Annotated in this window: 20 protein-coding genes; 7 read left to right on the plus strand and 13 right to left on the minus strand. The window is 58.1% G+C overall.

Annotated elements, in window-relative coordinates; translation table 11 throughout:
- The first annotated feature begins 30 nt into the window (after positions 1–30).
- From JFN91_RS16680 to JFN91_RS16700, 5 genes are all read left to right on the plus strand, one after another.
- Complete coding sequence (locus tag JFN91_RS16680; protein WP_199390320.1) at positions 31–807, plus strand: DODA-type extradiol aromatic ring-opening family dioxygenase; 777 nt, start codon at positions 31–33, stop codon at positions 805–807.
- Between the two features lie 129 nt (positions 808–936).
- A complete protein-coding gene (locus tag JFN91_RS16685; RefSeq protein WP_199390321.1) occupies positions 937–1,524 on the plus strand; it encodes a hypothetical protein in 588 nt (195 codons plus the stop codon).
- 139 nt (positions 1,525–1,663) lie between these two features.
- Complete coding sequence (locus tag JFN91_RS16690; RefSeq protein WP_199390322.1) at positions 1,664–2,560, plus strand: YMGG-like glycine zipper-containing protein; 897 nt, start codon at positions 1,664–1,666, stop codon at positions 2,558–2,560.
- A gap of 256 nt (positions 2,561–2,816) precedes the next feature.
- On the plus strand, positions 2,817–3,173 hold the full coding sequence (locus JFN91_RS16695; RefSeq protein ID WP_199390323.1) for a hypothetical protein: 357 nt from the start codon (positions 2,817–2,819) through the stop codon (positions 3,171–3,173).
- A 28-nt stretch (positions 3,174–3,201) separates the two neighbouring features.
- Positions 3,202–3,579, plus strand: a complete 378-nt coding sequence (locus JFN91_RS16700) for a hypothetical protein (RefSeq protein WP_199390324.1) — start codon at positions 3,202–3,204, stop codon at positions 3,577–3,579.
- Positions 3,580–3,628: 49 nt separating this feature from the next.
- Here JFN91_RS16700 and JFN91_RS16705 read toward each other — a convergent pair whose 3' ends face one another.
- From JFN91_RS16705 to JFN91_RS16745, 9 genes are all read right to left on the minus strand, one after another.
- Positions 3,629–4,672, minus strand: coding sequence for a rhodanese-like domain-containing protein (locus JFN91_RS16705; protein ID WP_199390325.1), 1,044 nt, complete (start codon positions 4,670–4,672; stop codon positions 3,629–3,631).
- Positions 4,673–4,820: 148 nt separating this feature from the next.
- Complete coding sequence (locus JFN91_RS16710; RefSeq protein ID WP_199390326.1) at positions 4,821–5,552, minus strand: LytTR family DNA-binding domain-containing protein; 732 nt, start codon at positions 5,550–5,552, stop codon at positions 4,821–4,823.
- A 3-nt stretch (positions 5,553–5,555) separates the two neighbouring features.
- Complete coding sequence (locus tag JFN91_RS22515; protein ID WP_199390327.1) at positions 5,556–5,756, minus strand: PIN domain-containing protein; 201 nt, start codon at positions 5,754–5,756, stop codon at positions 5,556–5,558.
- The gene (locus JFN91_RS22520) at positions 5,714–5,932 is read right to left on the minus strand and encodes a type II toxin-antitoxin system Phd/YefM family antitoxin (RefSeq protein ID WP_199390328.1); all 219 of its coding nucleotides are present in this window, start codon (positions 5,930–5,932) and stop codon (positions 5,714–5,716) included. Before JFN91_RS22520 ends, JFN91_RS22515 begins: the two co-directional genes overlap by 43 nt.
- A 126-nt stretch (positions 5,933–6,058) precedes the next feature.
- Complete coding sequence (locus JFN91_RS16725; RefSeq protein WP_199390329.1) at positions 6,059–6,544, minus strand: VOC family protein; 486 nt, start codon at positions 6,542–6,544, stop codon at positions 6,059–6,061.
- Positions 6,545–6,581: 37 nt separating this feature from the next.
- A complete protein-coding gene (locus JFN91_RS16730) occupies positions 6,582–6,896 on the minus strand; it encodes a HigA family addiction module antitoxin (protein ID WP_199390330.1) in 315 nt (104 codons plus the stop codon).
- An 8-nt stretch (positions 6,897–6,904) separates the two neighbouring features.
- Positions 6,905–7,186 carry a type II toxin-antitoxin system RelE/ParE family toxin gene (locus tag JFN91_RS16735; protein ID WP_199390331.1) on the minus strand — a complete coding sequence of 94 codons (282 nt, stop codon included), beginning with the start codon at positions 7,184–7,186 and terminating at the stop codon, positions 6,905–6,907.
- Between the two features lie 145 nt (positions 7,187–7,331).
- The gene (locus JFN91_RS16740; protein WP_199390332.1) at positions 7,332–8,594 is read right to left on the minus strand and encodes a hypothetical protein; all 1,263 of its coding nucleotides are present in this window, start codon (positions 8,592–8,594) and stop codon (positions 7,332–7,334) included.
- A 508-nt stretch (positions 8,595–9,102) separates the two neighbouring features.
- Positions 9,103–11,091 (minus strand): TIGR03118 family protein, encoded by a 1,989-nt coding sequence (locus JFN91_RS16745; RefSeq protein WP_199390333.1) that lies wholly within the window; start codon positions 11,089–11,091, stop codon positions 9,103–9,105.
- A 647-nt stretch (positions 11,092–11,738) separates the two neighbouring features.
- On the opposite strand from JFN91_RS16745, the gene JFN91_RS16750 reads away from it, so the two are divergent.
- Positions 11,739–13,442 (plus strand): PAS domain-containing sensor histidine kinase, encoded by a 1,704-nt coding sequence (locus JFN91_RS16750; protein ID WP_268898717.1) that lies wholly within the window; start codon positions 11,739–11,741, stop codon positions 13,440–13,442.
- 87 nt (positions 13,443–13,529) lie between these two features.
- Here the strand turns inward: JFN91_RS16750 and JFN91_RS16755 are convergent, their stop codons facing one another.
- The 3 genes from JFN91_RS16755 to JFN91_RS16765 all read right to left on the minus strand — a co-directional run bounded on the left by JFN91_RS16755 (position 13,530) and on the right by JFN91_RS16765 (position 19,190).
- A complete protein-coding gene (locus JFN91_RS16755) occupies positions 13,530–14,246 on the minus strand; it encodes an MBL fold metallo-hydrolase (protein ID WP_199390335.1) in 717 nt (238 codons plus the stop codon).
- Between the two features lie 21 nt (positions 14,247–14,267).
- Positions 14,268–18,452, minus strand: coding sequence for a beta strand repeat-containing protein (locus JFN91_RS16760; RefSeq protein ID WP_199390336.1), 4,185 nt, complete (start codon positions 18,450–18,452; stop codon positions 14,268–14,270).
- Positions 18,453–18,638: 186 nt separating this feature from the next.
- The gene (locus JFN91_RS16765; protein WP_199390337.1) at positions 18,639–19,190 is read right to left on the minus strand and encodes a chalcone isomerase family protein; all 552 of its coding nucleotides are present in this window, start codon (positions 19,188–19,190) and stop codon (positions 18,639–18,641) included.
- A 441-nt stretch (positions 19,191–19,631) separates the two neighbouring features.
- Here JFN91_RS16765 and JFN91_RS16770 point away from each other — a divergent pair, with 441 nt between their 5' ends.
- Positions 19,632–20,030 carry a hypothetical protein gene (locus tag JFN91_RS16770; protein ID WP_199390338.1) on the plus strand — a complete coding sequence of 133 codons (399 nt, stop codon included), beginning with the start codon at positions 19,632–19,634 and terminating at the stop codon, positions 20,028–20,030.
- Positions 20,031–20,249: 219 nt separating this feature from the next.
- On the opposite strand, the gene JFN91_RS16775 is transcribed toward JFN91_RS16770, so the two are convergent.
- Entirely contained in the window at positions 20,250–20,594 is a 345-nt protein-coding gene (locus JFN91_RS16775) for a hypothetical protein (protein ID WP_199390339.1), read from the minus strand.
- Positions 20,595–20,881 lie beyond the last annotated feature (287 nt).

The following is a 20,881-nucleotide window of genomic DNA, read 5'->3' on the forward strand; positions in this document are numbered from 1 at the left end:
CGCCATCACGCCACCGGCAGGAGAAAAGCCATGTCCAACAGATTCCCTGCAGTATTCGTGTCCCACGGCTCGCCGAGCATGGTCTTGGAGAAGTGCCCGACGCGGGATTTTTTGAGGTGCCTCGGCCCCAAGCTGGGCAAGCCCAAAGGTATCGTCGCAATCACGGCACATTGGACCACGGCCACGCTGCGGGTGTCCGGCCACCCGCAGCCGCCCACCATCCACGACTTCGGCGGATTTGCCGAGGAACTGTACCGGCTGAATTACCCGGCGCCCGGGGACCCGGTGCTCGCAAAGCGCGTCCTGTCTCTCTTGCAGGCTTCAGGAGTGGCCGGAGAACGGGATCTCTCCCGCGGTTTTGACCATGGCACCTGGGCGCCTCTCATGCTCATGTATCCGGAAGCCGACATCCCGGTGGTCCAGCTCTCGACCCAACCGCAGCTCGGCGCGCAGCATCACCTGGCGCTGGGCGAAGCCCTGCGCCCGCTCAGGGACGAGGGGGTGCTGATTTTAGCCAGCGGCTCCGCAACCCACAACCTGAGGGACTTCTTCGGCCGCCCTTTGGATCACGAGCCGCTCCCTTATGCCCTCGAATTTGCCGCCTGGCTCAAGGACGCCGTGCTGCAGGGTCGCACCGAAGACCTGGTTGCCTGGGAAACCCGCGCACCGCATGCCCTGCGCAATCATCCTACTCCCGAGCATTTCCTCCCCTTGCTGGTTGCCCTGGGCACCGGCGGCGCCGGGTCCCTACTCCACGACGGGTACAGCTACGGTGCGCTTTCCATGGCTGCCTTCAGGTGGGATTGATCCCGAAAAATCCATGGGTCGCCGAAACCTGTTGCGGGTCAAGCGGCTCTTCATATACCATGCTGGAGTCCCCGCCTCGTGCGGGGCCTTCCGGCTGGCCGGGAATCACATCGGTAGTATCTGCGAGCCATGACAGAACCTTCGTTGTTCCTTCCTCCGACACCTGCGCTGCTTTCGGTGCTGAAGCTGTTCCTCATCCCGGTTGGCGGCGGCATCCCGGCCGGGGTGCTCCTCGCCAAGGCCAAGGGGCTGGCCTGGCCGGTCACCACGCTGCTCTACCTCGTCTCCGATGTCATCCTTGCCGTCGCTTTCGAACCGCTATTGCGCGTCATCGCCTTCATCTGCGGCAAGATCCCGTTCCTGCGCCGCGTCAGTGCCGCCATACGGGCCGCCAACGCCCGTAGCGCCGCCCAGTTCCAGGTCAATGCCACCGGCCCGGTATCCCTGGTGATGATCTCCTTCGGCGTCGATCCCATGACCGGACGGGCCTCCGCCCTTGCCGCCGGCCACGGCTTCGTGGCAGGGTGGGCCTTCGCCATCGCAGGCGACATGCTCTACTTCGCGGTGATCGCCTTCTCCACCCTGCGCCTGAACAAGTACATCAAGGATCCGGACACGACCATGTGGATCATCCTGGCACTCATGCTCGTGGTGCCGATGGTGGTGCGCCGGATCAGGTCGGGACGGGCATCGTACCAGGCACAGGAGCCCGCCTGAAACAACGACTCCGGCCAAACTTCCTCATTTCTGCCACATTGCTTCCCTATTTCATTAGTAAGGTGATGCCGTGTAATGAGGGATCTCACTGGTCGACCCGTCAGGGGCGACAGGTAGAGCGACACAGAAGGGGGTAACAATGAAAAGACGCATCTCGTCACTTTTTGTGCTGCTGGCCTTGGGAGGGTGCGTGACGGTGCCCACCGGCCCTAGCGTGAAGGTCCTGCCCACCCAGGGCAAGTCCTTCGAAACCTTCATGAAGGAAGACGCCACCTGCCGTCAGTGGGCGAACTCGCAGCTGGGCGCGCCGGTGCAGGAAACCTACGACAAGAACATGGCCACCAGTGCCGTTGTCGGTACCGCGGTCGGGACCGGCGTGGGTGCCGTGCTTGGTTCCGCCTCGGGCAATACCGGAGCCGGTGCCGCCATCGGCGCCGCGACCGGGCTGCTGTTCGGGACCGCCGCGGGCTCCGGGTCGTCCCAGGTTTACGGGGCGCAGGCGCAGCGCATGTACGACAACGCCTACGTCCAGTGCATGTACACCTACAACAACCAGATCCCCGGAACCAGGACCGTGGTCGCGGCCCGTCCGGCCCCGCCTCCTCCTGCCCGGGTGGCACCTCCTCCGCCGCCGGTAGCCGAGCCGCCGGTCATGGCACCTCCTCCGCCTCCGCCGCCTGAAGAAGTCATAGTGCCCGCCCCCGAAGAGTACGAGGCCCCGCCTCCTGAGTTCGTGTACTCGCCGCAGTTGAACGCGTACGTGGCCGTGGGCGTCCCCTACGACCTCATCTACAGCGGCAACCAGTATTACTACTTCTACGGCGGCAACTGGTACCGCGGCGCCTACTACAACGGCCCCTGGAGCTACGTCCCGCGCCGGGCATACCCGCAGCTGTTCGTGCGCTACGAGGTGGTCAACATACGCCACTACCGCGATGTGGAGTACCGGCGCTACGTGAGCGACCGGCGCCACTACGACGGCCGGGTCTACCGCCCTGAGTATCGCCGCATCGCGCGGCACCGCCCCGGCTACTGACATTCTTCCTCGCTCCACCAAGGCACCCGCTCACCCCGGGTGCCTTTTTTATTCCCCCCACTCTCCCCACCTGGTCCGACGCAGTTGCTCCCTTTGCTCTTTGTTGACGCATTGACAAACCGCCGCATTAGGATACTTTCATTTGGTTCGCTGACGGCACGGATCTCTTCAGCACCAGAGCCACGATGGTAGCCTCTTGCCGGTAAAACGACGACGCTATCCATTGCGGGAATGCCGCGACCAAGGGGGGGACTGCATGAGAGGCAAAGCGATAGGAGTCGCTCTGGGCGTCGTGGGAATAGTGCTCTGGTTCATGCCGCTAGTAAAGGTGGGCTTCAACGTCTATTTCGCGGGGAGGCAGATCGGGAACGTGAGCTACCTACTGGTAGTCTGCTCCCTCGCCTACGCGCTCTTCTCATTTTTCGACCTGCATAAGCTGCGCGTCATTGCGGCCACCATATCGACCGCCATCGGCCTGCTTCTGCTTTCCGAGGCATGGAGCTACGCAGCCTGGGGGCTGTACGGCCTCAACATCGTCTCCGTGGCCAGCTGGCTCGCGGCGGTTTCCGATTGGGACGCGACCAAGCGCTCGGCAGAGGACAGCCAGACCTGAAGAAAGCTGAGCATAAGAAGGAGGGGAAATGGACCACAAGACGAAAGGTGTGGTACTCGGTCTCGCCGGCGTGATCCTGTGGTTCATGCCGCTGGTCAACTTCGGCTTCATGGGCATCGACATCTACCAGGCCGGATCCCACGTCGGCGGCATCAGTTACCTGCTGTTGGCAGCCTCAGCCGGGTACGCCGTGCTTTCCTGGTTCGAGCAGCATCAACTGAGGATCGTCGCCGCCGGTATCGCCACCGCCATCGGACTGCTGTTCCTGGTGCAGTTCGGGGGGCGCGCCGCCTGGGGGCTGTACTCACTCATCGTCGTTTCCGGCATCAGCTGCATCTGCGGCTACACCGACGAGCAGAAGCGCAAGACGTTGCTGCAACAGGCGGAAGACGGCGACGCCCTCTGACCCAGGCCTGCAAAAACGAAGGCACCCCGCTGGGCGGAGTGCCTTCCCTTTACTTCTCCTTTATGCTTTCCACCGGGTAATTCCTGTTCTCGGTCATACTCTGCATAAACGCCTTCATCTTTCCCATCCCTTCCGTCTCGTCATTCCACCCCAGCGTCCCGAAGCGCAGGTCGTAGGCCTCGTACCCCAGTTGGTTCAGCATCAGAGTGGCGGCAGCACCTATGTGGCCGATGTAGCAGACCACGACGATCTTGCGGTCCTTGGGGAGCCTGGCGAGGCTCTCCTTGCTGGCGATCTGCTTGAAGGGGATGTTGATCGCCCCCGGCACGTGCCCCGCGGCATAGTCCTCGGGACGCTGGATGCTCACCACGAGCACCCCCTTGCCCCCGTCCTTGCCCACCTCACGGTATAACTCGCTTCTGTCCATGAACAGGTTTCTGCCGGAAGTGAGCACCGCCCTGGTCCGTTCCGTGATCAGGTCGTCTCCCTGTGCCGCCTTGGCGGTAACCTTGGCAATTCCCTGCCCCGCTACAGTTTCTTTGTTTTCCGTAGTCACCGGGTACTTCGGAGAAGCAGTATAAGGCGCTGCGGAACTGTCCCGGTTCCAATGACTGAGCCCCAGGGGCATGGCCGTGGCGCTGTAGCCGAGCTGGTTGAAGTACAGCGAAGCCACCATGGAACGGTGTCCGTCGTCGCAGGTCAGCACGATCTTCTTGTCGCGCGGCAGCAGCCCGAGGGATTTCGGTTCGGTGATCTGGTCGAACGGTATGTTGACGGCGCCCGGCACGTGCCCCTTGGCGAAGTCGGCGCGGGACTGCAGGCTCACGATGAAGTAGCCCGCCTCGCCCCCTTTCACTACATCGTCATACACATTTTCAGCCGTCATGAACGGGGGGGCCGCGAAGAACGCCGTACTCTTCTTCAGGATCTCCTCGGACAGCTGGGCCGATGCCGTGGACTGAACCGATTGGTCCGGGTGCTGCGCCGTGCCGTCGCCCGGGCCGCCGGCAAGCGACCATGCCGGGACGGCCAGGGACAGCAGCAGGATTGCCATGCTGGTAACGGATTTGCAGTTAGTGCGCCTGACTCTCATCAAACTTCTCCTTCACACGAAAAGTAAAAGTCGCCCTTTGCGAAGGGGGATTTAGGGGGATCTGCTTTTGGTCCCGCTTGGGGCAACGCCATTGCTGCGCACTATCCCACCCAGCGGCCAAAGGCTCAAGGAGAACTTGATGAACGGGTCAAAGCGATGGATGAACGGTGCCGGCGAGCGCCTTCTTCACCTCGGGAATCAGGCGACGGGACACCGGAACGGCGGGGATGGCAGGCTCGGTGAAGGAGACCATCATGCGACTGTCCCCGGCCGGCCCGATCGCCTGCACGTGGCGGAGGTTCACCACGAAGCTCTTGTGCACCTTGAGGAAGTTGGAGGTCGGGAACCGTTGCAGCACCGCCTTCAGGCTCATCAGGAGGTAGAACTTCTTGTCAGGGGTGTGGATGCGGCAGTAGTTGCCATCGGCCTCGATCAGGCACACCTGTTCGGCCGACAGGAAATGGAAGGCGCCGTTCTCGTAGATCGGCATTTTCTTGAGTTCCAGGTGGCCGCTGTTCGGGTTGGTGCTGGCGCCGGTCTGTTCCGACAGGTCCATGAAGGAAACTGCCCAGGCCATGGGGCTTCCCGGCACCACCAGTCGCGACAGGCTGATCATGAGCACCTTGCCCAGGAAGTCGATCACCATCGAGCGCTGCGTCGACTCCTGCAGGCTCGACAGTTCGTTCAGGATGCCGCGCACCTTCTCCCGGCTCCGTGCCGGGTGCATCTGGAACAGGTTTTGGCCAATGGGCCCCATGTCCGGAGCCGCAATGCGCAGGGCGTGCTCGTTCATCCCCAGCACCTGCCACTCCTCCGACAGGAGGACCAGCCCGATCTCGACTCTACTTCCCTGCTCGCTCAGGTACTGTTCCAGTGACATCCTTCACCACACCGTTTTAAGTGCCTTCATCTCCAGCAGCTTCGTGTCACAGGTAATCAGGCTTGCTTTGTGATGCAAAGCTGTAGCAGCAATTATTCTATCGGCAGGATCGCCATGAGCAAAACCAGGGTGATGGCTTGAATGGTAGGCGATGTCCAGGGTTATGGGAAGGACGTGACAGGTGACACGACGTCCCCTACCCAACTCTCTTTCCTGGCAGCTTCCAGCCTTAGCCGCGCCTCACTCGCCTCATCGGCTTCCGGCACGAGACGTGCGATCACCTTACCGCGTGAGGTTACCGCCACCTCTTCCCCGGATTGAACGTTCCGAAGGTAAGCAGGCAAGTTATTTCTAAGTCGCGTCACATTTACCTTGATCATCTTAGCCTCCGATGCACCGATGAACAGTACCTATACCCGAAGGAATTTGTCAAGGCAGCGAGAGCAAAGCGCTACAGGAGCCCCAGACTCCCAACCTTTGCGAAGGGGGGACAGGGGGGATTTGCCCTACCCCCGCCGCGCGGCCTCGATGGCGGCGACGTCGATCTTCACCATCTGCATCATCGCATCGAAGGCGCGCTTGGCCGCAGCGGGATCCGGATCCGTAATGGCTTGCGTCAGCACCACCGGCGTAATCTGCCACGAGATGCCCCACTTGTCCCGGCACCAGCCGCACACGATCTCCTGTCCGCCGTTGCCGACGATCGCGTTCCAGTAGCGATCGGTCTCCTCCTGGTCCTCGGTCGCCACCTGGAACGAAAACGCCTCGTTGTGCTTCACCTCCGGTCCTCCGTTCAACCCCAGGCACGGGATGCCCATCACGGTGAACTCCACCGTCAGCACATCACCTTTCTTCCCGGACGGGTAGTCACCCGGCGCCAGGTGCACCGCGTCGAGCGATGAATCGGGAAAGATCTCCGCATAAAAGCGCGCCGCCTCTTCGGCGTCACCATTGAACCAAAGGCATATCGTGTTCTTTGCCGGCTTTTTCATAGCACTTCTCCAGTATAAGCACGTTGCGGGATCACAACTACGCGGCTTGAAGCGACCGGATCCTGGCGAGTTCTTTTGCCAAATCCTTTTCCGCCTGCCATAGATCCACGGCGCGCTGTGCGTTCAGCCAGAACTCGGGTGTGTTTCCGAAAAGGCGGGAAAGTCTCAGGGCCATCCCCGGACTCAGCGCCCTGCGTTCGCGGAGCAGTTCGTTAATAGTTTGCCGCGATACTCCCAGCGTTCCCGCCAGCGTTGCTGCTGTCAACCCGTAATCCGGCATGAAGTCTTCGCGCAGCATTGCTCCCGGATGGGTTGGCGGGATTTCTCTTTTGTCTCGGTCACTTTTAAACATGGTGCACCTCAATGATAATCCGTTATCTCCACCTCATACGCATCGCCGTTGTGCCAAACAAAACAAATCCGCCACTGGTCATTGATCGAGATGGCATGCTGGCCGTATCGGCTGCCATGCAAAGGATGCAACCTGTTACTCGGAGGCACTTTGAGGTCTTCAAGGACTGAGGCAAGGTCTATGTATTCCAGGCGCCGTCTTGCCCTTCCGAACAAATCGGGAGGTAGCCGCTTAGCCTTACCTGTCAGGAAGAGCTGCTTCGTGTCTTTGTCGGCGAACGTTTTTATCACACCTGCAACTGTAGAGTGTCACGCGTAGCGTGTCAACCTCTTCCCAGCGTCCCTTCCTCTCATAAGATTCTCCTTCAACGAATACGGGCGCACCCCGAATGGGATGCGCCCGTGATGAAGCATAGTTGTTCCCGCCCCAGCTGAACTACCAGTAAATGAAGGTGCCGATGGCGCCGATGTTGGCGTCCTGGGTGGCGCCGTTGAACCAGCGGTCCTGCGCCCAGGTGTACTCGCCGATCACCTGGACGAACTTGTTCACGTTGTAGGTCAGCGCGACCGTCGCCGCCTGCTGCTTCTGGATGTTCAGGTCGGTATCGTTGCCTGCCAGCTCGGCCCTGCTCTGCCCGTAGTTGAGGCCCAGCTTCACCACCGGGGTGAGCTGGTAGGTCGCCTGGTTCAGGAAGCCCCAGTTGGTCCTTTCCTTGCCGTCCGCGGACAAGGCATCCGCTCCCTGCATGCCGAGCATGCCCAGGGCCCTGCCGCCGTAGCAGGAGGTGAGCAACTGGAGGCCGTGAATGTCGAGCTGCACCCCGCCCGCGCCGCCGAGCGAAGTAACGTGCCCGCCGGGACGTACTGCCGGAATTGTATGCTCAGGCGTTATGCTGCCGTCAGGATTCAGGGTGACCGGGACGGTCACGAACTTGGCGTCCGAGAAACTGGCCTGCTGGTACAGGCCGGAGACCCAGGCCTGCAACTTGCCGCCGGTGATGGCAGTGCTGTAGGATATCTCGGTCTCCAGGCGCGGGACGTTGCGGACGGTCGCCGCACCGATGTTGTTGGTGTCGTTGACGCTGAAGGCGACCTTGAGGCCGTTGAGGTCAGGGGTGGTGTACCTGATCTGGGCGCCGAAGTTGGGATAGAGGTAGCCGTAGCCGATGTGCCCCATGGTCGGCCCGCTGTCCACCGGACCGATCACGCCCGCCCCGAAGAGCGTCATGTCGGTGAGGATGTTCTTGGCCTGGTAGAGGTTGATGGCGCGGCCGGCGAGGATCTGGCCGAAGCTCCCCGTCGCGGTCATGTTGATCTCGCGGAAGTCGATGTTGGGTGAGAGGTCGGTGCGGCTGCCGCCGTTGTTCTGCACCTGCGGGTACAGCCCCAGGCGCACCGCGTAGTCTACGCCGTTGGTGGTGGGGGCCTGGATGTTGAGCCCGAAGCCCACCGGCAGCAGGCCCGTCCTCACCCGGAACTGCTGCTGGCTTTCGCCGGTGCCGGTCTGGTCGCCGCCGATCTCGCCGCCGATGACGCCCGTCGGGCGGGTGCCGACCGACTCATAAGTGGCGAAGACGTTGAGGAAACCGTCCGTGGAAAACTTCCAGCCGTTGGCGCCCCCGATGTCGAAGGCCTGCGCCGAAGGCGCGATCGCTGCGACAGCAAGGGCCGCCAGCATGGTGATCATCTTTTTCTGCATTTTTCCCTCCTCCTGATTTCATTTCATTGCCGGAAAACTGTTCTAACTTAAACATTATCTCTTTCAGAGGCCGGCTCCTCACTTGCCACCGCTCCATCTTTTGTATGACAAAGCCGTAGCATATGAATCTACAAGATGAGCACGTAGTATCTGCTGCTTATGCCTGGCGCCCTGCAACATGGATAATGCATACAGTTGAATAGAATGCCTTTATAGCAACAGCCATACCCATATGTTGATATAGTTCATCTATAAAAGGAGTCACGCTCATTACTGCTTGTAAACAAAGTGGGTTTTAGCTTTAAGAGTTACGCCGGCGGCTGGAAGCCGTCGAGGACGTGCTATAAAACGTAACGGCCACCGCGATCAAAGGTGGAACATGTGCCGCTTTTGGAACAGCCGCTTGCGTTCCATAGCGGCACACGCAAAAAAAGAGGGCACCCGTTACCGGGTGCCCTCGCTGTTGCCTGTACCGCCACACTTCGTTGTCGTGTTTCCGGTTCCTCCCCTACCGGACCTGTCCGACCAGTGCTGCCGTGGGGGTTAACGTGCCGAAGAGGCCGTCTGACTCATCGTTTAGACCTGCCGTGAAGAATATGGTGTTGGTGGCCCCTGCGTTACCACCGTTGCCGACGCCGAGCCCCCACAGGCCGTTGATCCTGATCGGGTCATCGTAGGCATCCCGCAACAGCCCCTTGAACAGGCCGGTAGCCGGATCGAACACGGCAATCTGACCGCTGCCGAAGTTGCCGACCAGCAGCATGTTGCCCTGTTTTCCGAACGATTCCGGCGCCTTTACGATGCCCCATGGCGAGTTGAACCACAAACCGCCTTGCAGGCTCATGACATAGCTGCCGTCGGGATTGAACACCTCCACGAAACCGTGCCCTTCGCCCGGCACGTCGTCCAGCTTGGTATCGGGGTTTCTGAGGGCAAAGGTAACGTAGAGTTTGCCCCCTATGTTGACCACGTTGAACGGCGCGTAGCCGGTCGGAGGAACCGCATGCGAACTCGGCACGGTAAAGGGCGCGCCGGTCGAAGTATTGGGCAGTGTCACCGGTGCGAAGTTGGAATCGAACACGTCGATTTTCCCGCCCCGGAAGTCCGCCGCGTACAGCCGGCCCGCGCCTGAGGCATCGGAGGCCATGGCGACCCCCTTGTAAACCGCTCCGGCGTTGCTGACGAAGTTGTTCACCTTCTGGGTGGCGGTAGCCCCGGTGTTCCAGGCCGAGATGGTTCCATCTTCGGTCACGAAGATGAACCGGGCCGAGGTGGTCGAATCGCCCGACGTCACGTTGAAGCCGGTGAAGTTGTTGAAGACGATGCCGGTAACCGGTGCCGGCGTCGTTCCGCCTGCGGCAGGCGGTACGGCAACCGTCAACGGCGCAGCCGTGGGGAAGGGCTGCCCGGATCCGTTGTACACCGACACGGTGCCGGTGCCGTTGTTGGCGATCCACCAGGCTCCGGTCGGCGACCGCGCCAGCCCCCAGGAATTGACGAAGTTCGGGTCGGTTACCGGCGCGACGCCCGGGATGTTGCTGACCAGGATGGTTTCCTGGTAGGCGGGGTTGTTGAGGTTGACGCTGGTGGCCAACAGGACGCCGTTACTGAGGTTGCCGTGCACCACCACCTTTGAGCCGTTCGCAATCCCGGTCAGCGGCAGGGTTCCGGCATTGACCGGTGTCCCGTCCACCGTGAAGGTGTTGCCCGAGAGTTGCGTCACGTATCCTTCGGTCTCGGCTTCGCCGGACGGCGCCAGGTGTTGGATACCGGCCTGGAGCAACTGCACCGAGGTTGCCGTCAAGGTGGTGCTGCTCAACGTGGGGATCGTGCCGGTGACCCGGACCAGGGAGCCCGTGGCCGTGCCGGTGGGCAACGTGGTGCCCGAGAAATTCACCGTAAGGGCGCCTATATTGAAGGTGGTGCTCCCCGGCGCGCCGGTTACGGTTCCGGTTATGGTTACCGGGGTGGTTGGGGTCCAGTTGGGCAGGGTGCGCCGAACGAACGAGGCGTGCACCGTTCCACCCGGATCGACCAGGCCGCTCACCCTGACCATCTGGCCGGTTGCGAGCCTGCTGGTGGCGCTGGTGGTGCCACCCGAGAAATTGGAAAAGGTGGTAGTCGTCGGGTCGATGCGAACCTTCTGTCCGAGGACGGTGATGGAACTCGAGATGTTGTTGAAGGCGGAGACCGGGCCCTTCAGGTCGTTTGCCGTCCTGACCACAACCGCCCTGCCGCGGATGGGGTCGTCGATCTCCCCGATGATGGTCACCACCATGCCAGGCTCGAGGACCGCGGGATCCGAGGGATCAGCCATGGTGATGGTGGCACTGGAGGTGTCGTACTCCACGCCGTTCACGGTGATGGAAGTTGGGCTGGCCTTGGTGATGGTGCCGCGAATCACCGGGTCTGAACCTGATTTGCCGTCCCCTCCGCATCCCCAAAGGGACAGCGCCACAACACAAGCTGCGAACCACGTAAACCATCTTATGCGCATAGTTCCTCCCATTGCTATCGGTTTAAGATGACGTTGCTCCCACAAGTGACCTGATCTCACCCCCTTTCCGCTCCAGGCATAAGTCCGTCCCCTCACCTGATCCAGGTGGTTTGTCGGTGCTGCTTTCCAAATGACTAAAATTAGATCTTTTTAAAACAGGCATCAAGGTAGCACAGTGTGGGGCCATGTCCAGCATAGGCCGCGACGGGGCGAAGACGTTGAGACGGGAAAGGGGGTTGTGTCAATGGGTTAGGCGGGATGCCGGTAGAGTTTTTCTGGCGGGACTCGGTATTTCCCTGAGGGAGCCCGCAGCGGCCGTGTTCCGCCTGGCCTTGATGGTGTGCCCCTCTCTGATGATTTCGACGCCTCCCGAGCTGTTCTTCACGCACAGACGCCCATCGGCCGTCAGAAAGGACGGCGCGGCCCTACAGCTAGGCGGATGCGGATTTTTCCTGGATGGCTGTGGTGATTGGAGGAAGTCCTTTGTGCCGCGACGGCACCCGCCTGCCCCGGTCACCATGCACGTCCGTCCCGCCATGCCGGATGCAGGTGGCAAGACGTTGAAATTACCATACCTTGCAGCGGCATGCTGTTGTCGCGCCGCCCGGTTGACCCTCGCCGTCCCCCCAATATAATGGGTTGATCTTATGAGGGCGAGGTACGTCACCTGCTCGCAGGCACGATCCCGCCCGCCCCTGGATCAGGGGGCGGAACAGGGAAACTGGACAGCGGAGGACCGAAGATTGGAACAGGGATGCGAGCATATATCTCTGCAACTGGAGTCGGTGATGGAAAGCATCGCCGAGGCTGTGGTCGTTGCCAACCTACAGGGAGAGGTCCTCATGATCAACAGGGCGGCCCTGGCCTTGCTAGGACGGGAGAGCCCTGAGCAGCTCGATGTTCCTTTGTCCGAGTTCGAGAAGGAATTCGCGCTGTTCGATCTGAACGGACAAGAAGTCCCCCCGCAAGCGCGTCCGCTGGCACGAGCCCTTCGCGAACAGTACGTAGATTACGAGCTCAAGGTTGTCAACCGGCGCACGAGCAGGTGTTGGGTGGGAACGTTCAACGGTGTCACCGTCTACGACAAAACGGGGGAGGCCATTCTGGTCGTCGTCACAGTGCGTGACATCACGGAGCGCAAGCACCTCGATCAAGAGCTCAGATCCGTGAAGGAGCAGCTGCAGACCATTACCGAAAACATGTCCATCGGGGTGGTCCAATGCAACAGGGAGCGCCGGCTCATTTGGAGCAGTGTCGCCTACGCCCACTGGATCGGCCGGGACCCTGCGGAACTTGTCGGGCAACCGTTGGTGGAGGTCCTCGGAGAAGAGGCGTACCGGCTTATCGAGCCCTACATCGACCACGTTCTTACCGGGGAGCGAACCGAGTACGAGTTGCGCTTGAACATGAAAGACATAGGAGAACGGTGGGTGACCGGCAAGTATATTCCGACCTTTGATGCTGCAGGGCAGCCTGACGGGTGGGTCGCAGTGGTGTACGACATTACCGATCAAAAGAGGATTGCTGAGGAGCTAAAACAATCAAGGGACCACCTGGAGCAAAGAGTTGCAGAGCGGACGGCTGAGTTGTCGTGGGCATTGAGTACCCTGCGCGTAGAGGCGCAGCAGCGGTCGCGGGCCGAGGAGGAACTACGGGACAAGGAGCAGATGCTGATCCAGCAGAGCAGGATGGCGGTCATGGGCGAGATGATTGCCAACATTGCACACCAGTGGCGCCAACCACTCAACGTTTTGGGACTGCTGGCGCAGGATCTCGAGTTCAGCTATAAAGCGAACAGCTTGACTGCGGAATACATCGAAATGAGCGTCGCCAAAATCCTCGACTCGATCCGTCACATGTCCAAAACCATTGACGACTTCCGGAACTTCTTCAAGCCGGGAAAAGAGAGGGTGCAATTCAAGATTCAGGAGCCGGTCCGTCGTGCGCTGTCGATTCTTGAAGGGACCCTCACCGCCCAACGCATCGAGGTTTCGGTCGTCGCCGGGAGCGACCCGGTGCTTTCAGGTTACCCGAGTGAAATGGCCCAGGCCATCATCAACATCATCGCCAATGCCAGAGATGCCCTGGTGGAAAGACAAGTTCCCGATCCGAGGATTACCATCGAATTACCCGAGGAGGAAGGCAAGGGTCTGGTGGTGATTACCGATAACGCCGGCGGCATACCAGAAGACATTATCGACGAAGTGTTTGCCCCCTACTTCACGACCAAGCCTGAGGGAACCGGACTCGGCCTTTACATCTCGAAAGTAATCATTGAGAGCATGGATGGTTCTTTGACGGTACGCAATGTGGATGGAGGCACCGAGTTTCGCATCACCTTATCCAGATAATCCCCGCTGCAGCACCACTCCTCGCGCGACAGCCCGATCACGTACTGCATCCCCCCCTGCCCAATGAACCCGCAGGCCCGACGTCTCTCAATACCCTCCGAAAACCGGCCCCGCATCGAACCTGCGTTTCCAGTCGTCGTAGCCGATGGTGTAGTTGTAGCCGCACACCGTCGACAGCTGCCGCCCCTCCAGGTAGTCCCGGATGCGATCGCCGCCCGCCATGGTCTGGTCCGCCGGCCCGAAGGGGTTGTACTTCAACCCGTCGCCATGGAGGAACACGTAGTCGCAGATGAAAAGGACGTCCTCGAAGATGTAGAAGGTGAAGCCGGGGGTGTGGCCACCGATGTGAAAGGCTTCAATGCCGTTGTAACTGAAATCTTTTTCGAAGGTGACATCGAAGGGGAAGGGACGGCAGATATCATGGAGCGAGTCGTTGCGATGAATATGGACGTCGGCCGAGAAGAGTTCGCGATAGAGATTCGAGGCGCCCAGGAAATGGTGATGAGTGAACAGAATATCATCGATCCAGCCCAGGGATCGATCGAAGGACGAAGGGCAGTCGATCCAGCATGGACCGTAACCGGTTTCGATACGATAGGCGGCATGTTCAAGCCCGAGTGGCGGGTCCGAGTTCAGTCTCATCACCTTGTCGTTCACCGGGGTACTCACCACCTTGAAGCGCGCGGAGCACTCCTCCGCGGTAATGAAGCGGCTTCTTGCCGCCCCGCAGAAGGGGCATCGGGCTGGGTGGAATCCGATCATGTTGAAGCCGCAGACCAGGCACACGTGCTGTTCGACCTTCATGCAAGCACCTCCAAATTCACACTATCGGACTGTCACGACACTCGTGGAAGAGTTGTTACTTAGATTATTGTCAGTCGTCGAGCTCGTCACCGTGGTGACGTTGGTAATAGTCCCATGCCAGCCCTGTGTGCTTTCAGTGATTTGGAAGGTCCTGCTTTGGCCAGCCCCAACAGTACCCAGATTGCAGGTCAGTTTTTTACTGCTGAGCATGCAACTGCCAGTGTTTGACTGATAGCTCGCATGAGCCGGAAGGTTATCGGTTACTACTACGGAACCGGCAGCAGCTGGACCGTTGTTGGTTACCGTAACATTGTAGGTGATGATCGAGAAAGTCGCGTAGACGGTTTGATCCGATGTTTTAACGATTGCCAGGTCCGCTACAGTAGCTATCGCGAAGGTCGCCGATATCGTGTGGTTGGCAATTACGTTGCTGAAGGTGTAGCTCAATACCGCCCCCACAGAGGCGCCGTCCACGGTCACGTCCGCAATGACGTAGCCGGAATTCGCAGTAATTGTGTAGGTAAGGCTCGCTCCGTAATTCACGGTGCTGGTGCCGGCCGGGGCTATCGAGCCGCCGGTCCCTGCGCTGGCAAAAATGGTACGAGTGGTCACGGTAAAGGTTGCAGAGATGGTATGGTTCGCGGTGACGTTGCTGAAGGTGTAGCTGGACAGTGCACCAACGGAGGCGCCGTCCACAGTTACGTCGGCGATCACGTAACCGGTATTCGCGGAGATGGTGCAGGTCAGGCTCTCTCCGTAACTCACGGTGCTGGTCCCGGCTGGAGCGATCGAGCCACCTGCACCTGCGGTCGCGGTGATCGTGCGGGTGGTCATGGTAAAGGTTGCGGAGATGGTGTGGTTCACCGTTACATTGCCGAAGGTGTAGCTGGACACCGCGCCTACGGAAGTGCCGTCAACGGTCACGCCGGCGATCACGTAGCCGGTATTCGCGGTGATGGTGTAGGTCAGGCCTTCTCCATAATTCACGGTGCTGGTGCCAGCCGGGGCTATCGAACCGCCTGCACCCGCGGTCGCGGTGATGCTGCAGGTGGTTATGGCAAAGGTAGCTGAAATGGTATGATTCGCGGTGACGTTGTTGAACGTGTAGCTGGATACCGCGCCCACAGGGGTACCGTCCACTGTCACATCCGAGATCTGATAGCCGCTGTTCGCGGTAATAGTGTAGCTGAGGCTCCCTCCGTCACTCACAGTGCTGGTGCCGGAAGGGGCTATCGAGCCCCCTGCACCTGCTGTCGCAGTGATCGCGTGGGTGACTGCTGCAAAGGTCGCGGAGATGGTATGGCCCGCGGTGACGTTATTGAACGTGTAGCTTGGAACAGTGCCGACGGATGTCCCGTCCACGGTCACGTCGGCTACCTGATAGCCGCTGTTCGCGGTAATGGTGTAGGTGAGGTTCTCCCCGTAATCCACAGTGCTGGTGCCGGCCGGGGCAATGGAGCCGCCTGCACCAGCGGTCGCGGTGATCGTATGGGTGGTTACCGTGAAAGTCGCGGAGATGGTATGGTTCGTAGTCACGTTGCTGAAGATGTACCTCGACACCGCGCCCACCGAAGCGCCATCGACGGTCACGTCAGCAACTAGGTAGCCGGAATTGGCGGTGATGGTGTAGGTCAGACTCCCTCCGTAATCGACCGTGCTGGTGCCAGCCGGGGCAATGGAGCCGCCTGTCCCTGCGCTGGCTGAAATGGTACAGGTGGTTACCGTAAATGTTGCGGAAATGGTATGGTTCGCTGTGACATTGCTGAAGGTGTAGCTCGACACCGCGCCAACTGACGTGTCATTCACCTTCACGTCGGTTATCTGGTAACCGCTGTTCGGAGTAATGGTGTAGGTGAGGCTATCTCCGTAACTCACGGTGCTGATACCAGGGGGCGCTATCGAGCCGCCTGTCCCTGCGGTCGCGGTTATCGTACGTATGTCTGTGGCAAAGCTGGCAGAAATGGTGTGGTTCCCTGTGACGTTGCTGAAGGTATAGCTCGAAACGGCGCCGACGGGCGTGCCGTCCACGGTCACGTCGGATATCTGGTAGCCGCTGTCCGGGGTGATGGTGTAGGTTAGGCTCGCTCCGTAATCCACCCTGCTGGTGCCGGCGGGGGCTATCGAACCGCCTGTACCCGTGGTCGCAGTGATCGTGTGGGTGTCTGCTACAAAAGTTGCGGAGATGGTGTGGCTCGCAGTGACGTTGTCAAAGGTGTAGCTTGACACAGCACCGACCGACGTGCCATCGGCGGTCACATCGGCTATCTGGTAACCGCTGTCCGGGGAAATGGTGTAGGTGAGGCTCGCTCCGTAATCGAGCGTGCTGGTGCCGGATGGGGTTATCGAGCCACCAGCACCCGAGGTCGCGATGATGGTACGGGTGGTTGCTGCAAAGGAGGCTGAGATGGAATGGCTCGCCGTAATGTTGCTAAAGGTGTAACTGGAGACTCTACCCGCCGAGGTGCCGTCCACGACAACATCGGCTATCAGGTAGCCTGTGTCCGCAGAAATGGTGTAAGTAAGACTTGCTCCGTAATTTAACGTGCTGGTACCGGCCGGGGATATCGAGCCGCCAGCACCGGCGGTACTGATGATGGTGTAATTTTGCTGCTTCTCCTTGGCACCTATGTCCAATGCCGCACCGCTGTATGGCAGGCTCACACCCATCCCCTGGATCCAGGCAATCGGCGCGGAAACGGTAATGGTGTTGGCAGCATAATCGATTGCCGTGATCGTGGTAATAGCTTCGCCGACTTGGATGGTATCACCACTCGTCGCCCCCCATCCGTCGCAGAAATAACCGGCATCTGCCACGGTAAAAGATATTCCCGAACCTTCTTCACTAGTAATGTGGGTAAGGGGCGCGGCTGAATCAATTACCGGGGACAGTATCTGTGGATAGAGATTTTCATCCAGCAACGGGTCCTTATCGATATTTCCAAACCAGTGGCCAGGGTCGGCGCCCTGCACCTTTTCAACACTTGTTTCCCCTTGGGAGCCGTTGAAGATTACGTTTGTTGCTCCGTCATGATAGATGCTGTTGTTTTGGAAGTAGTTGTCATGGATCCATGTGTGGTTTTGAACGAGCACATCATAAGCATCATGGTTGCCGTATATCACATTGTTTTTGTAATAGTTGCCATATACGCTTGTACCAGTATTTCCGTTGGTAGCTAGCACGAGAGGAAAATGGGTGATGTTTGTGATTACGTTGTTGTAGACCCTGTTATTAAATGCAATGTTTGGTGGGTAGGTCTGATAGGTGTAGACTTCGGAACTGATACCGCTGCCTGTTGTTTCCAGATTGTCTTTTATTATGTTACGTCTAACTATGTTGCCTTCTGTAACCAGTTTGAAGGACCTTGGAAGATAACTACATCGCGCTGTTGATTTTCCTCCTGATATGACATTACCGTCGAAGAGGTTGTGCTTCGAATCGGACATGACTTCTACTTGTGCCCCTTCAGTATTGTTTACAAAATTATTTCTGATTATGTTATTTTGCCCGACCCAGTCTCTGTTGATATCAGTTGAGGCAGACATCGAGACAGCATAATGGGTTGCCGTGCCTATGGTATTTTCCTCAATGAGGCAGCCATTGGTTCTGCCTCTAATCTGCAAAGCATCAGCATAAGAATTGAGGTTATTGTGGCTAATAGTCGATTTTCTTATTGTTATGTACGCCGATTCGCTTATAAAGACTGCCGATCCGCTGTTATTTGTAGCGCCACCGATGACATCGCAATTCTCAATTGTGATATGACTGGAATTATTCGAAATACTTAAGGGCTGGTAATAACTGGAATTACTGAGGTACATGTTGCTGATCGCTACAAATGATTTGTTGTTAGCTATCACCCCTCGTATGACCGGTTTGTCGCCTGTACCATATGCCGAATAAACCGTACTATTTCCCGAAGTCCCCGATTTAGGGTAGATATACTCGCTCCACGACTGCCCTCGCTTTAACAATACAGTATCCCCCGCCCCAACCGCGCTGCCGTTCACCTTGGCAAGGGTCTTCCATGGGGCACCCTCCGTGCCTGGGTTAGCATCATTACCGAGGGAGAAATCGACATAGTAAGCGGCCAACGCAACGCTGTCCCCAGTTACGAATACGCCCACCTGTATAAGGAAGAAAAGTAGGAGAGTCGTTAACCGGATTGCGCCCCTGCAGCTCTGGAACTCGAAGATATTCCCTGTCATGTGGCTGTTCCTTCTCCCTTCTCCCTTCCCCTTCCGCGGGCAAGGTCCGGGTGCTAAGACAGCAATAAAAAACGATAGTGGGGAGTGCCGCCGAGCAGGCGGCAAAAGATTAGCAGTGGCCAACATATTGTCAACAACTGGTGAAAGCAGTTGACAGGGATGAAGGGGATAGGGAAAGCCCGGGCCCTACTTGCCGAGCATTCCCTTCTTCAGGTTTGCGTCGGCGGGGTGGTCGCCAAGGTAGATGGCGAGGATGGCGTTGGCAAGGGGACGGGAGATTATCGTGCCGAGGAGTTTGCCGTTGTGCTTGGCCACCACGGTGCCGTCGCCGCCGAGAAAGATATTGACCTGGTCGCCGCGCTTGAAGTCGTCGGTGAAAAACGACAGGACCTTCTTCACCTCAGCGGTTTCTGCCAGCTCAGGCGTGTTGTTATGAATGCCCTGCTGGAACGCCTCGACGATCTTCTCCTTCTCCACCTTCGGGTACACGAAATCCATCCTGATCAACTTGTCGCCCGTGTCGCTGAGGGCCTCGGGGCCGCTGGTCAGGCGTCTCGTCGAATACAGGGATCCCACGTAGATTTTGAAGAGGAATTTCTTCCTGATACCGCTGCCGTTCAGTTTCAGCGTCTCGGAGTTCACCGCCACCTGAGGTTCGACCTTCACCCCTTCGATTTCCTTAGCCGGAGCTGTGCCGGCAAGGAACCCCACCAAAATCAGCACAAGTAGCACTCTCATAAGTCCGACGCCTCCTTTTGACAAATTGAGCGACGAATTGTTTGCGGTGGTCCCAGACAACGGTTTGCGACAAACAGGTCTCCAGGGAGACTGAAGGCTGCGTATCAATACCGACGGCTTAGAGCGTTGTGTTCAGAGTCGAAGATATAGGTTGTTGATGATTAAGACCAAGCAAGGCATGCAGTACGCCAACTGCATTGAGACGGTCAAGAGTCGGGATCTTCAAAATTTAACAGCAGCTAATCAAATGTCAAAAAACTGCAACACATTCCCTATGCCCCTTCAGGCTCATCGATATTCGAGATAAGGAATTCCCTTACGGCGTCGCCACTTTACATTTGATCAAACCAATTTAGATTTGGGGGCTGCTGGATGGCCGTATGTGGTTCGAGGAACAGACATTTGGCATGTCCGTAACCATCAACTTAAAAGGAGAAGACAATGAAAAAGAAAGCTGTCGTACTGGCCGCCGCGATGTTGCTTGGATTCAGCACCTACTCGTTCGGATGGGATGTCGGCTGCACTCCCGGGTACTGGAAGCAGACCCAGCATTTCGACTCCTGGATCGGATACACCCCTGACCAGACCTTTCAATCAGCCTTTGGTTGCGGTGGTTCCACCACTCTGCTAGAAGGGCTGAATGCAAACGGTGGGGGGCTATACGCCTTGGAGCGGCAAGCGGTGGCGGCGCTACTGAATTCTAAAGCCGTATCGCATTACAGCTATACGACACAACAGGTTATAGATAAGTTCTGTGGGGCGCTCAACAACGGAGATATCATAGAAACGGTAAAAAACAGGTTTGAGACCCATAACGATGGGGAATGCCCGTTGAACTGAAGGTAAGGCCGAGATGTTCAAGCTGCACTATGCCTGCACCGGGAAAAATAGTAAGAAAGGCACCTGCGCCCCAAACGCAAGTGCCTTTTTATATTAGCAGACGAGAGTTTTTAGTGAGCCGCAGTGACGAGCGGGCGGACGCCCTGTCCCCCTGTCCCTACAACGCCAGCGGTAAGGATGCGTGGCTCACGCGTTGGGTCATGGGGCGATGAAGCAGGATTACACTGAGACACTCAGAATCATTTTTTTAGGGGCCGACGGGCTCACTGCGTTCTCGTAAGCCAGTCTTGCTTGCAGGTGGTAGGATCTGGGATCTGGGGCGGGAAGGGGCAACGGCGTGGGATCGACGATATTCTCTATTTTTCTTGGTATCGAATAACCGTAGTCCGGTACGATATCTACAGCCACTAATCCGGCGTCAGCATCAGCTTTACTGCTTACGTGTATCACAGCAGATTCATTGTTGCCGCTGTGAAATTGTACTTGTTTCGGTTCAGAATTGATTAACCGAAGCTCACCTGAAAAATTACTGGGACTATGAGGTAAAATGATTATGTCAGACATCGAAATTCCAAATGCTACATTACAAAAAAATTATCAGATCACATAAGCTTTTAAAATAAGCTCAATACGGCAGTAAGAAATCCTGCCTACAAAGCAAAGATTCATATCATACACAAACAAGTATTTCCACTTAATTCAACAGCACCCATCATTTGGCTCCACTCCGTGCCACGCCACGGCTACTGCGAGCAAGCGCAAAAAGGCTGGGGTCACCCATTAAAGGCTGTCGGTCAAGGGCAAAAAAGTTCCCCTATGCAAGAAAAGAGTTTTTCTAGCATTGAACTGCG

It is taken from the genome of Geomonas anaerohicana (genome assembly GCF_016458305.1).
GTDB lineage: Bacteria > Desulfobacterota > Desulfuromonadia > Geobacterales > Geobacteraceae > Geomonas > Geomonas anaerohicana.